Source organism: Cupriavidus sp. 05N39, from assembly GCF_056397325.1.
In genome coordinates this window covers 1-14743 of record NZ_JBFTNE010000145.1, presented here as the reverse complement: position 1 = coordinate 14743, position 14743 = coordinate 1, and the positions used below count along the sequence as shown (strand labels likewise).

Sequence of the window (14743 nt, the reverse complement as noted above, 5' to 3'; positions counted from 1 at the left end):
CCTTAAGGCGATGCTCAGACATGGCCCCCTCTTTTCCGCTCTTTTTGCCTGCCGACGAGGCGCCCCATACGGCCTGGTACACCTTGACGGCTCGCTTCGCATCGCTTGGGGGGCTCGCTTCGCATCGCTCTTATTCTTTGCGCCGGTTGGCTCCCTCTCCCGCTTTGTTTCTCACGCTGGCGCGCTTTCCATCTCCCGCAGCCTGAACCGCTGTATCTTCCCCGTGGCTGTCTTCGGCAGCGCGTCCATGAACTCGATGATGCGAGGGTATTTGTATGGCGCCAGCCGTTCCTTGACGAAGGCTTTCAGCTCCGTCTCGCTCACCTGCGCGCCGGGTTTGAGCACCACGAAGGCTTTGGTCTTGGTGAGGCCCGCTTCGTCGGGGACGCCGATCACGGCGGCTTCGAGCACCGAGGGGTGCACCATCAGCGTGGCTTCCACTTCGAAGGGGGATACATAGATGCCGCTGACTTTGAGCATGTCGTCGCTGCGGCCAGCGTAGCTGTAGCTGCCGTCGGCGTTGCGTACGTATTTGTCGCCGCTCTTGGTCCAGCCGCCGCGGAAGGTCTCGCGCGATTTCTCGCGGTTGCCCCAGTACATCAGCGCCGCGCTCGGGCCCTGGATATAGAGGTCGCCGACGTCGCCGTCGGGCACCGGCCGGCCGTCTTCGTCGCGCAGTTCGACCACATAGCCGGGTACCGGCCAGCCGGTGGTGCCGTAGCGTACCTGTCCCGGACGGTTGGACAGGAAGATATGCAGCATTTCCGTCGAGCCGATGCCGTCGATGATCTCGCAGCCGAAGCGCGCGGTGAAACGCTCGCCGATGTCGGCCGGCAAGGCCTCGCCGGCGGATGAGCACAGGCGCAGCGAGACCTGTTCCCGCTGCGGCAGCCCGGGCGCGGCGAGCATGCCCGCGTAGCCGGTGGGCGCGCCGAAGAACACGGTCGGCTGGTTTTCCAGCCAGCGCTTGAAGGTGGCGTCCGGCGTCGGCCGTTCGGCCATCAGCACAACGGTAGCGCCCACGCTGAGCGGGAAGCTGAGGCCGTTGCCGAGCCCGTAGGCGAAGTAGAGCTTGGCCGCCGAGAAGCAGATATCGCTCTCGCACAATGAGAGGATGGGCTTCGCGTAAAGCTCGGCGGTCCAGTACGGATTGCCCTGGCTGTGCAGCACGCCTTTGGGACGCCCGGTGGAGCCCGACGAATAGAGCCAGAAGCCGGGATCGTCGGGGCCGGTACCAGCCGGCGCCGGTAGCGGCGCGTGGCCATCGATCAGCGCATCGAGCGCGATCATGCCGTGCGCAAGCGGCCCGGCGGGCCGGGAGACGATCACGCGCCCGATCTCATGGCCGCCCTGGGCGATGGCTTCCTGCAGCACGGGCAGCAGCGCGCCCGAAACCAGCACCGCCTGCGCGCGGCTGTGCTGCAGCATATAGGCGTAGTCATCGGCGGTGAGCAGGGTGTTGACCGCCACCGGCACGATGCCCGCGTATATCGCGCCGAGGAAGCACACCGGCCAGTCATTGCAATCGTGCATCAGCAACAGCACGCGCTCTTCGCGGTGGATGCCGCAAGCCTGCAGCGCGGCAGCGAGCCGGCGGATGCGGTCGGCCAGTTCGCCATAGCGCATGTGGCCATGGTCGTCGATATAGGCAACCTTGCCAGGCCGCTGCGCATTGCACGCGATCAGGTGCTGGGCGAAGTTGAACGGCGTCCCGGGCGGCTGGACCTGTGGTTCGGCTGTCATGCGTGTCTCCCCGTATCGGTGGTGTATTGATTTCGCCGGCGGCGCGCGCCTACAGGCGTTCCAGCACATGGGTGCCGGCCTGTACGGCGCTGCGCCGGTGATAGAAGTTCAGCGCGCGCAACCCGCCCAGCTCTTCGCCACCGCCGGCGCGGCCGGGGCCGCCATGCAGCGACTGCGGCATGACGTTGCCGTGGCCGGTGTGCAACTGGGCCACCTCGGGGGAGATCACGTGGACGCGTCCGTGGCTGTCGGCAAGTTCGACGGCGATGGCGGCCAGCGCTGCGGGATCGCTGCCATACAGCGACGCCACCAGCGATCCCTGGCCCCGGCGCACCAGGGCCAGCGCATGGGCGCCGTCGCGGTAGGGCAGCAGCGTGGCCACGGGGCCAAACACCTCGGTGTCGTGGACGCGACCGGCGGCGTCCGCATCGCGCGCGCCCAGCAGCGTGGGGCCGATGCAGCAGGCCACGGCAGGGTCGGCATCGACCAGCGCATGCGTGGCGCCGTCGTGCAGCACTTCGGTTTGCGCCTGCAGATAGCCGAGCCCTTCGCGCACGGACGCGAGTTGCGTCCGGCTGACCAGGGCGCCCATGCGCACCGACTCGTTGCGGGGATTCCCGACCGTGGTCTTGCGCAGGCGTGCCCCGATGGCTTCGGCGGCAGCGCCATACAAGGCCTCGGGCACGAAGATGCGGCGGATGGCCGTGCATTTCTGCCCGGACTTGACGGTCATTTCCCGCGCGGCTTCCTTGGCGAGCAGATCCAGTGCTTCGCTGCCTGCGGCCTCGCCAGGCAGCAGCAGGGCCGAGTTGACGCTGTCGGCCTCGATATTGACGCGTACCGAGCGTTGCGYCACCGCGGCATGCGAGCGGATCAGCGCGGCAGTCTCGGCCGAGCCGGTGAAGGAGACGACGTCGAATGGCTGCAACTGGTCGAGCAGTCCGGCCGCGCTGCCGCACACCACGGAGAGCGCGCCGGGCGGCAACACGCCCGCCTCGACCACATCTTTCACCATGCGCTGGGTCAGCCACGCGGTGGCCGTCGCCGGCTTCACGATCACGGGCACGCCCGACAGCAGCGCCGGCGCGGCCTTCTCCCACAACCCCCAGCCCGGGAAATTGAAGGCATTGATGAAGAGCGCCACGCCGCGCGTGGGTGCCAGCACATGTTGCGACTGGAAGAGCGGATCCTTGCCGAGGCGCGCGGCATCGCCGTCGATCAGGTAGCGGCGGTCGCCCAGCGACTCGCCGAGCTTCGCATAGGTGCCGAGGGTAAAGATGCCGCCATCGATATCCACCGCGGAATCGTTGTGCACGGTGCCGCTGTTGGCGGTGGCGATCTCGTAATACGCATCTCGGTTGGCTTGCAGGATCTTCTGCGCGGCGGCCAGCATGGCGGCGCGCTCGCGATAGGTCATGGCGCGCAATGCGGCACCGCCTTGCTCCCGCGCAAAGGCAAAGCCCGCCGCGAGGTCGAGCCCGGTGGCATCGACGCGCACCAGGGCATCGCCGAGGACGGGGTCGGACAGCGTCGTACCGTTGCCGGAGCCGGCCTGCCAGCGGCCGCCAAGATAGTTGGAAAGCAATTCGGTCATGGGGCGGTTCTCAGCGGGTGAAGTCGATGCGGCCTTCGGGCAGCAGGTAAAGGACGAGCGCGCGCCCACGGGTGACGGTGGGCCGGTGCGCGCTGCCCGGCGGGCAGACCAGCCAGCCGGCGGGGCGGCCGTCGAACTCGGCGCCGGCATCGACCGGCACGATCAGGTCGATCTCGCCATTGGGATGGGTGTGATGCGGGCCGGCGATGTCCTGCATATCGACCACGTCGACCGAAAAGCCATGCAGGTCGGCGGCCGGCTTGAAGATGCGGCCATAGCGGATGCCGCCGCCCTCGCGGTCGCACAGCCAGCCCTCGGCCACGCCGGTCTCGCAGGCGTTCTTCAGTGCGCTATAGGTAGGGCTGCCGACGCCGTGTTCGGCATTGAGCCAGGCATCCAGGGAGGCATCGAGAGGGCGGCCGGCAATGCGGGCCGTGAGCCGCGCGATCTGCTCGCGGAATTCGGTGGGGGACATGAAAGACGCTCCGTTAGACTTAGCCAGGTTGCATACCCGCGTTTCATGCATTATTGTGCATGAATGAAACATAGAGCCGTCACCAAACCATGTCAAGCACTATATTGCATGAAGCCGGGTTAACGCGGGATGCCCGCGATGCCAAAGACGACAGGGATGCCGATGCCGCGCACGGCAACGGCGCCAGCACCGAAGCCGGCTCCCATGAGAAAAATGCCTTTCTCGTCGCGCTGGGCGAGCGCGTGCGCGAGCTGCGCGCGCGGCGGGGTTTGACGCGCAAGGCCACGGCGCTGGCGGCCGGCGTCTCGGAGCGGCATCTCGCCAACCTGGAGTACGGCAGCGGCAACGCATCCATCCTGGTACTGCTGCAGATCGCCTCGGCGCTGCATTGCTCGCTGGCGGAGTTGCTGGGCGACGTGTCGACCTCTTCGCCGGAATGGCTGCTGATCAGGGAACTGCTCGAACACCGCGACGAAGGCACGCTGCGGCGCGTGCGCATCGCCGTGGGCGAGATGCTGGGCACCGGCGGCGGCAATGCCGCGCGCAGCCCGCGCGTGGCGCTGATCGGGCTGCGCGGCGCCGGCAAATCCACGCTTGGCGGCATGCTGGCCGAGGATCTTGGCTTCCCCTTTGTCGAGCTGAGCCGCGAAATTGAGAAGTTTGCCGGCTGCAGCATCTCGGAAATCCAGGGCCTCTATGGCATGAACGCCTACCGCCGCTACGAGCGGCGCGCCCTGGAGGAAGCCATCCAGATCTATCCGGAGGCAGTGATCGCCACGCCGGGCGGGCTGGTGTCGGACCCGGCGACCTTCAACCTGCTGCTGGCCCACTGCACCACGGTGTGGCTGCAGGCCAGCCCGGAAGATCACATGAACCGCGTGCGCGCCCAGGGGGACTTCCGCCCGATGGCGGCCAGCAAGGAGGCGATGGAAGACCTGCGGCACATCCTGGCTGGCCGCGCTGCCTTCTATTCCAAGGCGGATTTCACGGTCGACACCAGCGCGGAACCGCTCGAATCCACCTTCCTCGCGCTCCGGGAGCGCGTGCGTTACGCCTTGCAACTGCCCGTCTGAGCCTCTCCTCCGAAAGATGCACAATATTGCTTGACTGTTTTTCAGCACATGAACTATAGTTCTTTCACTGAATCACGACCCATGCACTATTGTGCTTCATCGCTGAGGAGACACTCATGACTACCGCCCCCCGCGTCGACTACCAGACCGACCCGTCCCAATACAAGCACCTCAAGCTGACGTTCGACGGTCCCGTTGCGACGCTGGCGGTGGACATTGACGAGAACGCTGGCCTGCGCCCCGGCTACAAGCTCAAGCTCAACAGCTACGATCTCGGCGTCGACATCGAACTGAACGATGCGGTCAACCGCATCCGCTTCGAGCATCCCGAGGTGCGTACCGTGGTGCTCACCAGCGGCAAGGACAAGGTGTTCTGCTCCGGCGCCAACATCTTCATGCTGGGCGTCAGCAGCCATGCCTGGAAGGTGAACTTCTGCAAGTTCACCAACGAAACGCGCAACGGGCTGGAGGATTCGTCGAAGCACAGCGGCCTGAAGTTCCTCGCCGCGGTCAACGGCGCCTGCGCGGGCGGCGGCTATGAACTGGCGCTGGCCTGCGACGAGATCATCCTCGTCGATGACCGCTCCTCCGCCGTGAGCCTGCCCGAAGTGCCGCTGCTGGGCGTGCTGCCCGGCACCGGCGGCCTGACCCGCGTGACTGACAAGCGCCACGTGCGCCACGACCTCGCCGATATCTTCTGCACCACCACCGAAGGCGTGCGCGGCCAACGCGCCAAGGACTGGCGCCTGGTGGACGACATCGCCAAGCCCGCCGTGTTCGCGCAGAAAGTGCAGGAACGCGCGCTGGCCCTGGCCGCGCAGAGCGACCGTCCGGCCGGTGCGAGCGGCGTGGCGCTGACGCCGGTTGCGCGCACGCTGGAAGACGATGCCTTGCGCTACACGCACGTCACCGTGGAGATCGACCGCGCCGGACGCAAGGCCAGCTTCACCGTCAAGGCGCCGTCGGGCCCGCAACCGCAAAGCGTCAGCGCCATCGCCGAAGCCGGCGCCGCCTGGTATCCGCTGCAACTGGCGCGCGAACTGGAAGACGCCATCCTGTCGATGCGCACCAACGAGCTCGACATCGGCACCTGGCTGATCAAGACCGAAGGCGATGCCGCCAACGTGCTGGCCATGGACGCCACGCTGCTTGCCAACAAGGATCACTGGCTGGTGCGCGAAACCATCGGCCTGCTGCGCCGTACCTTCTCGCGGCTGGATGTGTCATCGCGCAGCCTGTTCGCGCTGATCGAGCCGGGCTCCTGCTTTGCCGGCACGTTCCTCGAACTGGCGCTGGCTTGCGACCGCAGCTACCACCTGGCGCTGCCGGACGACGAAGCGCGCGCCCCGAAGATCACCGTGGCCGAGACCAATTTCGGCTTGTACCCGATGGTGACCGGTCAGAGCCGCCTGGGCCGCCGCTTCTACGACGAACAACCGGCGCTGGATGCGGTGCGCGCCAGGGCCGGCCAGCCGCTCGACGCCGACGCTGCGTTCGCGGTCGGCCTCGTCACCGCCAACCCGGACGATATCGACTGGACCGACGAAGTGCGCATTGCGCTGGAAGAGCGCGCGTCCATGTCCCCCGATGCGCTGACTGGCATGGAAGCCAACCTGCGCTTCAACGGCCAGGAGAACATGTTCACCCGCATCTTCGGGCGGCTTACCGCCTGGCAGAACTGGATCTTCCAGCGTCCCAACGCCGTCGGCGAGAAGGGCGCGCTCAAGGTCTACGGCAAGGGCGACAAGGCCGCGTTCGACTGGAATCGCGTCTGACGTTGTTCTTTAGTTAAAGCATCGTCGTGCGGCGCATGTCCGGGTGGGGCGCCGCACCTGAAATCGAACACGCGCCACCACATGCACAGCCAGCTTCGGAGACCATGATGTCCAGCATCAACTACAGCGACAAGATCCCCAACAACGTCAACCTCAGCGAAGACCGCACGCTGCAGCGCGCGCTCGAGCAATGGCAGCCCAATTACCTGAGCTGGTGGAACGACATGGGGCCGGATGGCTCGCAGAACTTCGACATCTACCTGCGCACCGCCATCAGCGTCGATCCGCAGGGCTGGGCGCACTTCGGCCATGTGAAGATGCCGGACTATCGCTGGGGCATTTTCCTGAACCCGGCCGAAGCCGACCGCAAGATCCATTTCGGCGACCACAAGGGCGAGGATGCCTGGCAGGACGTGCCCGGTGAATACCGCGCCAACCTGCGCCGCATCATCGTGACCCAGGGCGATACCGAACCCGCGTCGGTGGAGCAGCAGCGCCACCTCGGCCTGACCGCGCCGAGCATGTACGACCTGCGCAACCTGTTCCAGGTCAACGTGGAGGAAGGCCGCCACCTGTGGGCGATGGTCTACCTGCTGCACAAATACTTCGGCCGCGACGGCCGCGAAGAGGGCGAAGCGCTGCTGGAGCGCCGCAGCGGCCAGCAGGACAATCCGCGCATCCTGCAGGCGTTCAATGAAGAGACCCCGGACTGGCTGTCGTTCTTCATGTTCACCTACTTCACCGACCGCGACGGCAAGTTCCAGTTGTGCGCACTGGCCGAAAGCGCTTTCGATCCGCTCGCCCGCACCACCAAGTTCATGCTGACCGAGGAAGCGCATCACATGTTCGTCGGCGAGAGCGGCATCTCGCGCGTGATCCAGCGCACTTGCCAGGTGATGAACGAACTGAAGACCGACGATCCCGCCAGGCTGCGCGCCGCCGGCGTGATCGACCTGCCCACCATCCAGCGCTACCTGAACTTCCACTACAGCGTGACCATCGACCTGTTCGGCGCGGATGAGTCAAGCAACGCCGCCACCTTCTACAGCACCGGCCTCAAGGGCCGCTACGAGGAAGGCAAGCGCACCGACGATCACGTGCTCAAGGGCCAGACCTACAAGGTCCTGCAGGCGGTGGGCGGCCAGCTTGTCGAGAAGGAAGTGCCGATGCTCAACGCGCTCAACGAGGTATTGCGCGACGACTACATCAAGGATAGCGTTGCCGGTGTGGAGCGCTGGAACCGGGTCATCGACAAGGCCGGCATCCCGTTCCGCCTGAAGGTGCCGCACAAGGCGTTCCACCGCAATATCGGCGCGCTTTCCGGCGTGAAGATCGCGCCGGAAGGCCGGGTGATCTCGGACGCCGAATGGAAGGCGAACGTCGACCAATGGCTGCCGAGCGAGACCGACCGCGCCTTCGTGGCCAGCCTGATGGGCCGCGTGGTCGAGCCGGGCAAGTTCGCCGGCTGGATCGCGCCGCCGGTGATGGGCATCAACCGCCAGCCGGTGGATTTCGAGTACGTGCGCTTCAACTGAGCGGCACAAGAGAAAAGAGACAAGCGACAAGCGACAAGCGACAAGCGACAAGCGACAAGCGACAAGGGCGGGGGACTGCTGGACCCCACGCCCGAAGGCCCCGGCCACAGGGGCCGCTTCACCCCCGGAGATTGCCATGGACATGTCCGACATCCAGGTCATCAGGCAGCACCTGATCGACCCCGAGATCTGCATTCGCTGCAATACCTGCGAGGCTACCTGCCCGGTCTCGGCCATCACCCACGATTCCCGCAACTACGTGGTCGATGCCGACAAGTGCAACTCCTGCATGGCCTGCATCTCGCCGTGCCCGACCGGATCGATCGACAACTGGCGCACCATGCCGCGCGTCAAGGCCTACAGCATCACGGAGCAACTTGGCTGGGAGACGCTGCCTGACGAGATGTCAGCCGAGCAACTGGCTGCCGAAGGCGTGGCGGCGGATGCCGAGCCGGTCCTTGAATCCGCGGCGGTGACGCTGCCTGCCGCCGTCACCGGCGACGACGTATTCAACAGCGCGCAGTCTGGCGCCACCGTGCCGCCGTGGTCGGCCGCGCACGCCTATACCAATCTCTACGGCGCCAAGGCCGCGTCCCGCTCGATCACCGCTACCGTCACCGGCAATGCACGCGTGACCGAAGTCGGCCGCGAGTACGATACGCACCACATTGTGCTGGACTTCGGCACTTCGCCTTTCCCGGTGCTGGAAGGCCAGTCGATCGGCATCGTGCCGCCTGGTGTGGATGCCAGCGGCCGGCCGCACCATGCGCGGCAGTATTCGCTTGCCAGTCCGCGCAATGGCGAGCGCCCGGGATATAACAATATCTCGCTGACCATCAAGCGGGTGCTGGAGGACCACCAGGGCAATCCGGTGCGCGGGGTGGCGTCAAACTATATGTGCGATCTGAAKGTGGGGGACAAGGTGGAGGTGATCGGGCCGTTTGGCGCGAGCTTCCTGATGCCGAATCATCCGCGCTCGAATATCGTGATGATTTGCACGGGTACCGGCAGCGCGCCTATGCGGGCCATGACCGAATGGCGCAGGCGGTTGCGCAAGTCCGGGAAGTTCGAGGGGGGCAAGCTGATGTTGTTTTTCGGTGCGCGCACGCAGGAGGAGTTGCCGTACTTCGGACCGCTGCAGAGCCTGCCCAAGGACTTCATCGACACCAACTTCGCCTTCTCGCGTACACCGGGTCAACCCAAGCGCTATGTGCAGGACGTGATGCGCGAACGCGCCGCCGACCTGGGGCCCTTGCTTGCTGATCCGAACACCTGCTTTTATGTTTGCGGGCTGAAGAGCATGGAGGAGGGGGTTGTGCTGGCGTTGAAGGATGTGGCGGAACAGGCGGGGTTGTCGTGGGACACCGTCGGCGCCGCGTTGAAGAAGGATGGGCGGTTGCATCTGGAGACGTATTGATCTATTAAGGGTGGGCGCCCGCCGGGAACGACGCGCCACACCCGGACCATGCCTGTTGCTCAAAACCCATAACTAAGCGACGCAATCACGCGGTTCTCCTGATGCACCCCGGTTCCTGCCCGCGGGTCAGACGGCCTGGCGCTTGTGCCAGGCCTCATACAGGTCCTCGCCTTCATCGCGAACGGGGATGCACTCCAGCGCCATTTCCCGCTCCGCCACCGGCTTTGCCAGTTCAATGTAGCCGCGCTCGGCCGACAGGTCGTACGGCGCGCCGGCTTCATTGGAGTAGGCGTAGTAGACCTTGCCGACGCCCGCCAGGTACATCGCGGTCAGGCACATCGGGCAGGGATAGCCGCTGGCGTACACCGTGCAGCCGGTGAGATCCGGCTTGCCCAGCGCGGCTCCGGCCGCGCGCACGGCCTGCATCTCGGCGTGGGCGGTCGGGTCGCAGGTGGCATCCACTTCGTTGACCGCCTTTGCAATGACCTCGCCGTTCCTGACCACCACCGCGCCGAAGGGCCAGGTGTTGCGCTCCCGGACATTGCCCATGGCCAGGCGGATCGATTCGATGAGGTGTTGTTCTGCTTGTGTCATGCGTGGACTCCGGGGAAAGATTTCAGGTTGTTTCAACTGCCGCGGTAGGTGGAAAAGCACCACGGCGAGCACAGCAGTGGCACGTGGTAGTGCTGCTTGGGGTCGGCTACCGAGAACCGCACCGGGATCACGTCGGCAAAGGCGCTGGCCGCCTTGAAATGCGCGCCGACCTGGAAGCGCAGCTCAAACTCGCCGGCGCGCGCCTGCGGCGCCGGCAGCATGGGCGCGTCCGTGCGCCCGTCGGCGTTGCTGCGCGTGCTGTTGAGCAGCGTGGGCGGCGACGTGCCCAGGTCGAAGAGGTCGATCTGCATGCCCGCGATGGGCCGGCCGCTGGCGAGATCGAGTACGTGTGTGCTGATGCCTGCCATCTGCTTGCTCCGTAGTTGAGAGAGTCAGTGAGAGTGTTCGTGCCGTTGTCCCGGGCCGTTGTCTTCAGCTGCCGCGGTAGTAGGTATAGCTCCACGGCCCGAACTGCACCGGCAGGTGGATGCGCTCGCGCGTATCCGCGACCTGGAAGCGGATCGGTACCTTGGACAGGAAACCCGGCCGCGGCAGCTTCGCCTGGCGCATTGCAAAGTAGTCGTCCACGTGCAGCAGGAGTTCGTAGCTGCCGGCGCGGTAGCTGTCGTCGATCAGCAGGGGCTCGTCCACGCGGCCGTTTGCGTTGATCGTCAGCGAGCGCAGCAGCGTGGGCTTGCCGTCCTTCAGCACGGAGAAGTCCACGCGCAAGCCGGTGGCGGGCACGCCATGGTAAGTGTCGAGCGTATGGATGGTCAGCCGCGGGCTCACGCCATGCAGCACGATCGGGCCTGCGTCCTGCGCCGGGGCCGGCGTGCCCGCGGGTGCCTGCGGCGTTGCCGCCAGGCCGCTTGCAGCCAGCAGCATGCCGCTGCCGAACAAGGCGCTGCCGATGGCGAACTGCCTGCGGGGCTGATCGACGTGTTCGGCAAGCGCGTTGGAATCGATGCGATGGTCTTTCATCTCAGGCCTCCTGGGTCTTCCTGGACTTCATGGTGTTGACGGTGGCTGCGATCCCGATGAGCACAAGGATGGCTGCCAGCAGTTCGATGGCGGCCACCAGGTAAAGCCCCGGTGCAATGCGTCCCGTGGCGTTCTTCACCAGGCCCATCAGGTAGGGCGCGCCGAAGCCCGCGAGATTGGACACCGAGTTGATCAGCGCCACGCCCACCGCCGCCGCGCCACCGGCCAGGAAGCGGTTGGGCAGTTGCCAGAACACGGGGATGGCGCTCATGGTCCCGGCCAGCGCGATGGTCATGGCCAGCAGCGCAAAGACCGGCGAAAGGCTGCCAAAGTCCATCAACAGCGCCAGCGTGCCCATGGCCAGGGCGCCGCAGATGGCGGGTGCGCTGAAGTGCCACCGCACCTCCTTCCTGCGGTCCGAATGCGCGCCGTTGGCGATCATGCCAACGGCGCCGCACAGGTAGGCCAGCGCGGCGATCCAGCCGATGGCGACCGGTGTCGTAAAGCCCACGTCCTTGATGATGGTGGGAATCCAGAACGTCAGGGTCGAGTTCGCGCACAGCAGGCAGAAGAAGATGGCGATCAGCAGCCAGACCTTGGGATTGCGGAACAGCGTGCGCCAGTCGGTGCCGCGCTCGCCCAGCGCCAGGTTGTCGCGCTCCAGCCCTTCGCGGATCACGCGCTTTTCTTCCGTGTTGAGCCAGCCGGCCTGCTCCGGCCTGTCAGTCATGTAGAAAAAGGCCACCACGCCGGCCAGCACCGAGGGAATGCCTTCGAGCACGAACAGCCATTGCCATCCATGCATGCCGTTGACCCCGGCCATCGACGTCATGATCCAGCCCGCGATCGGGCCGCCCAGCACGCCGGCGATCGCCGATGCCGACATGAAGGTGCCGAATGCCCGCGCGCGGCGCTCACTCGGATACCAGTAAGTGAGATAGAGGATCACGCCCGGATAGAAGCCTGCCTCGAAGGCGCCGAGCAGGAAGCGCAGCACATAGAACTGCGTGGGCGTGGTGACCAGCGACTGCAGCATGCAGATCACGCCCCAGCCGATGGTGATGCGCATCACGGTCTTCTTCGCGCCGATCTTTTGCAGCAGCATGTTCGACGGCACTTCGAACAGGAAGTAGCCCAGGAAGAAAATCCCCGCGCCCAAGCCGTAGACCGCCTCGCTGAAGCGCAGGGCATCCAGCATCTGCAGCTTGGCGAAGCCGATGTTGACGCGATCGAGCCAGGCGAGAATCCACAGCACGCCGAGAAACGGCAGCAGCCGCCATGAAACCTTGCGATAGACGCTGTCCTCCGTGCCGGCCGCGCTGGCGGTGTAAAGAGGGGCGATCTGCTCTGTTGCAGACATGGTGTCTCCTTGGTTGAGTCCCGTACATGCGGGCTGCATTTGCTTTGAGGCAGAGTACATGAGCGCGCCGCGCAAAGTTAACCGGGGGCCTGCTATAGAGCGCATATCAGAGTTGATATCCGTGGCGGACCGGTGTCGCATCCGTGTCGGTAACCGGGGCGTATGAGACGCCTGAGGCGCAGGCAAGTGTCCGGGTTCGACCGAATCGCGCCTGGCGGCGCATCGATGGTAGAAGGAGGGAGCGGCGAAGCGCGCCGCGTCAGCCCGGTTTTGTCGGCGGACAATCGTGTGCGGCGCCAGTTGTCGGGCGATCCGGGCCGCCGGGCATGTCCCGAACAAGGAGTGTTGGAGTGATCCGAGCAGACGACCCGTTCGACACCTATCTGCTGCGTGTGTTGTGCACGCTGATCGCGGAACAAAGCGTATCGCGCACGGCGATCCGCCTCAACCAGTCCCAGCCCGCCATCAGCGCGGCGCTCAAACGGCTGCGCGAAATCTTCGGCGACCCGCTGCTGAACCGGGAAAAGAACGTGATGGTGCCGACCGAGCGCGCGGTGCAACTGGCCCGCAGCGCCCAGGCCGCGCTGGTCGCGCTGGACAAGCTGCTGGTCGACGAGGAAGCCTTCGATCCCGCCACCACGGAACAGAACTTCACGGTGGCGATGCCGGACTACCTGGCTCCGACCTTCTTCGCGCACGTGGTGAAGGCGTTCAGGGCATCGGCGCCGCGGGCCAGGCTGGTGACGCAGGCGCTCGGGCCGCAATATGACTATGAACAGGCCCTGGCGGAAGGTACCGTGGATATCGTGATCGGCAACTGGCCCAGCCCGCCCGAGCACCTGCATCTGTCGGTGCTGCTCGAAGACGAAGTCGTCTGCGTGCTCGCCGACGACAATCCGCTGGCGAAAGCGGGCAAGATGACGGCCGAAGCCTATCTGCAGGCGCCGCACATCGTGCCGATGCCATATTCGCGCGGCCAGCGCGGCGTGGTGGAGACCGGCCTGGGCACGCTGCGGCTGCACCGCGACCGCAAGGTCAGTTGCCCGTATTTCAGCCTGGCGCCCAACCTGATCCCGGGCACGGACCTGATCCTGACCACCGCGCGGCATTTCGCCAACTACTACGCGGCGAGCCTGCCGCTCGCCATCGTCGGCTCCCCGATCTCGTTCCCGTTCATGCGGTTCTACCAGTTGTGGCACCCGTCGCGCCATCGCTCTGCCTCGCACGTGTGGCTGCGTGGCTTGCTGACCGATGCCTCCGAGGAACTCCGGCGCCTGCGCGACATGCCCAGGCAGGCCTAGCGGCGCGGCCCCATCCGGAATTGCTATACGTGTTATAGGAGCCAGCCCCTCCTGCCCGGACCGCCTTCGTCCCTATACTCGGCGCATCGATTCATCTCACCCCCGAAACCGGACGACGACATCCCATGCAAGCGAACCACGACCTCCACGCCATCAATGCCATGGACAAAGCCACGTTCACGCGTGCCCTGGGCGACGTGTTCGAACATTCTCCCGAAGTGGCCGAAGCGGCCTGGGAGGCGCGCCCCTTCCCCACGGTTGCCGCGCTGCACGACGCGATGATGGCCGCGATCCGCCGCCGCGACGAGGCGGCCCAGACCGCTTTCCTGTGCCGCCATCCGCCGCTCTCGGCGCGTGCCATCCGCGCCGGCGCGCTGACCGAGGCGTCGAGCGCCGAGCAAAAGAGCGCGGGGCTGGATGGGCTGGCGGAAAGCGAGGAAGCACAACTGCAGTCGATGAACCAGGCTTATCAGGTGCGGCATGGCTTTCCCTTCATCATCTGCGTGCGGCATTACACGCGGGACGGAATCTTCTTCGAACTGGAGAAGCGCACCGGCCGCAGCACCGCGCGCGAGCTGGAGGAAGCCCTGGACCATGTGCAGGCCATTACCCGCGGGAGGCTGCAGCGCTGCATCGGGTTTGCGGCGGGTCACCCTGTGCAGGGAAAATGAGAAAAGGCGGCCCCGCCGGGCCGCCTTTCTTATTTGCCTGCTACCGGGCGATCTCAGAACTGCGCTTCGCTCAACGCATTGACCGGCACCGCGCCTGCCACGACGGCATCGCGCAAGGCCGACGCCTGCGACAGGATGTGCTCCGCGAAGAAATGCGCGGTCGCGATCTTGGCATCGCTGAAGGAAGGATCCTCGCCACGCTTCGCATCCGCGGCCAGCATCGC

General features: G+C 65.8%; 14 protein-coding genes. 6 read left to right on the top strand and 8 right to left on the bottom strand.

Annotated elements, in window-relative coordinates:
* Positions 1-171 precede the first annotated feature (171 nt).
* Genes AC1DN0_RS37520 through AC1DN0_RS37510 form a run of 3 tightly spaced genes read right to left on the bottom strand, consistent with a single transcriptional unit; the run spans position 172 to position 3812 of the window.
* A complete protein-coding gene (locus AC1DN0_RS37520; protein ID WP_441636440.1) occupies positions 172-1743 on the bottom strand; it encodes a benzoate-CoA ligase family protein in 1572 nt (523 codons plus the stop codon).
* 49 nt (positions 1744-1792) lie between these two features.
* A complete protein-coding gene (locus AC1DN0_RS37515) occupies positions 1793-3337 on the bottom strand; it encodes a 3,4-dehydroadipyl-CoA semialdehyde dehydrogenase (protein ID WP_477146450.1) in 1545 nt (514 codons plus the stop codon).
* 10 nt (positions 3338-3347) lie between these two features.
* Positions 3348-3812 carry a DUF4863 family protein gene (locus AC1DN0_RS37510; RefSeq protein ID WP_441636436.1) on the bottom strand — a complete coding sequence of 155 codons (465 nt, stop codon included), beginning with the start codon at positions 3810-3812 and terminating at the stop codon, positions 3348-3350.
* Positions 3813-3901: 89 nt separating this feature from the next.
* Between AC1DN0_RS37510 and AC1DN0_RS37505 the strand changes: the two genes are divergently transcribed.
* From AC1DN0_RS37505 to boxA, 4 genes are all read left to right on the top strand, one after another.
* The gene (locus AC1DN0_RS37505; RefSeq protein WP_441636434.1) at positions 3902-4885 is read left to right on the top strand and encodes a helix-turn-helix transcriptional regulator; all 984 of its coding nucleotides are present in this window, start codon (positions 3902-3904) and stop codon (positions 4883-4885) included.
* A gap of 116 nt (positions 4886-5001) precedes the next feature.
* Positions 5002-6660: a 2,3-epoxybenzoyl-CoA dihydrolase gene (gene boxC, locus AC1DN0_RS37500; RefSeq protein ID WP_441636432.1), complete on the top strand. Its 1659-nt coding sequence runs from the start codon at positions 5002-5004 to the stop codon at positions 6658-6660.
* Between the two features lie 107 nt (positions 6661-6767).
* The gene (gene boxB / locus AC1DN0_RS37495; RefSeq protein WP_441636442.1) at positions 6768-8195 is read left to right on the top strand and encodes a benzoyl-CoA 2,3-epoxidase subunit BoxB; all 1428 of its coding nucleotides are present in this window, start codon (positions 6768-6770) and stop codon (positions 8193-8195) included.
* A 136-nt stretch (positions 8196-8331) separates the two neighbouring features.
* Positions 8332-9612 carry a benzoyl-CoA 2,3-epoxidase subunit BoxA gene (gene boxA, locus AC1DN0_RS37490; RefSeq protein WP_477146449.1) on the top strand — a complete coding sequence of 427 codons (1281 nt, stop codon included), beginning with the start codon at positions 8332-8334 and terminating at the stop codon, positions 9610-9612.
* A 126-nt stretch (positions 9613-9738) separates the two neighbouring features.
* Here boxA and AC1DN0_RS37485 read toward each other — a convergent pair whose 3' ends face one another.
* The 4 genes from AC1DN0_RS37485 to AC1DN0_RS37470 form a co-directional block, all read right to left on the bottom strand.
* Complete coding sequence (locus AC1DN0_RS37485) at positions 9739-10206, bottom strand: nucleoside deaminase (protein ID WP_441636428.1); 468 nt, start codon at positions 10204-10206, stop codon at positions 9739-9741.
* 32 nt (positions 10207-10238) lie between these two features.
* Positions 10239-10574: a hydroxyisourate hydrolase gene (uraH, locus tag AC1DN0_RS37480; protein ID WP_441636426.1), complete on the bottom strand. Its 336-nt coding sequence runs from the start codon at positions 10572-10574 to the stop codon at positions 10239-10241.
* A 64-nt stretch (positions 10575-10638) separates the two neighbouring features.
* Positions 10639-11187: a hydroxyisourate hydrolase gene (gene uraH / locus AC1DN0_RS37475; RefSeq protein WP_441636424.1), complete on the bottom strand. Its 549-nt coding sequence runs from the start codon at positions 11185-11187 to the stop codon at positions 10639-10641.
* 1 nt (position 11188) lies between these two features.
* Positions 11189-12547, bottom strand: a complete 1359-nt coding sequence (locus AC1DN0_RS37470; RefSeq protein WP_441636422.1) for an MFS transporter — start codon at positions 12545-12547, stop codon at positions 11189-11191.
* Between the two features lie 350 nt (positions 12548-12897).
* Here AC1DN0_RS37470 and AC1DN0_RS37465 point away from each other — a divergent pair, with 350 nt between their 5' ends.
* Together AC1DN0_RS37465 and uraD are read left to right on the top strand one after the other, a co-directional pair.
* On the top strand, positions 12898-13848 hold the full coding sequence (locus tag AC1DN0_RS37465) for a LysR family transcriptional regulator (protein ID WP_441636420.1): 951 nt from the start codon (positions 12898-12900) through the stop codon (positions 13846-13848).
* A gap of 125 nt (positions 13849-13973) precedes the next feature.
* Complete coding sequence (gene uraD, locus AC1DN0_RS37460) at positions 13974-14519, top strand: 2-oxo-4-hydroxy-4-carboxy-5-ureidoimidazoline decarboxylase (protein WP_441636418.1); 546 nt, start codon at positions 13974-13976, stop codon at positions 14517-14519.
* 53 nt (positions 14520-14572) lie between these two features.
* On the opposite strand, the gene AC1DN0_RS37455 is transcribed toward uraD, so the two are convergent.
* Positions 14573-14743, bottom strand: a 171-nt coding sequence (locus AC1DN0_RS37455; RefSeq protein ID WP_477144014.1) for an acyl-CoA dehydrogenase C-terminal domain-containing protein, incomplete at its 5' end; no start/stop codon positions are given.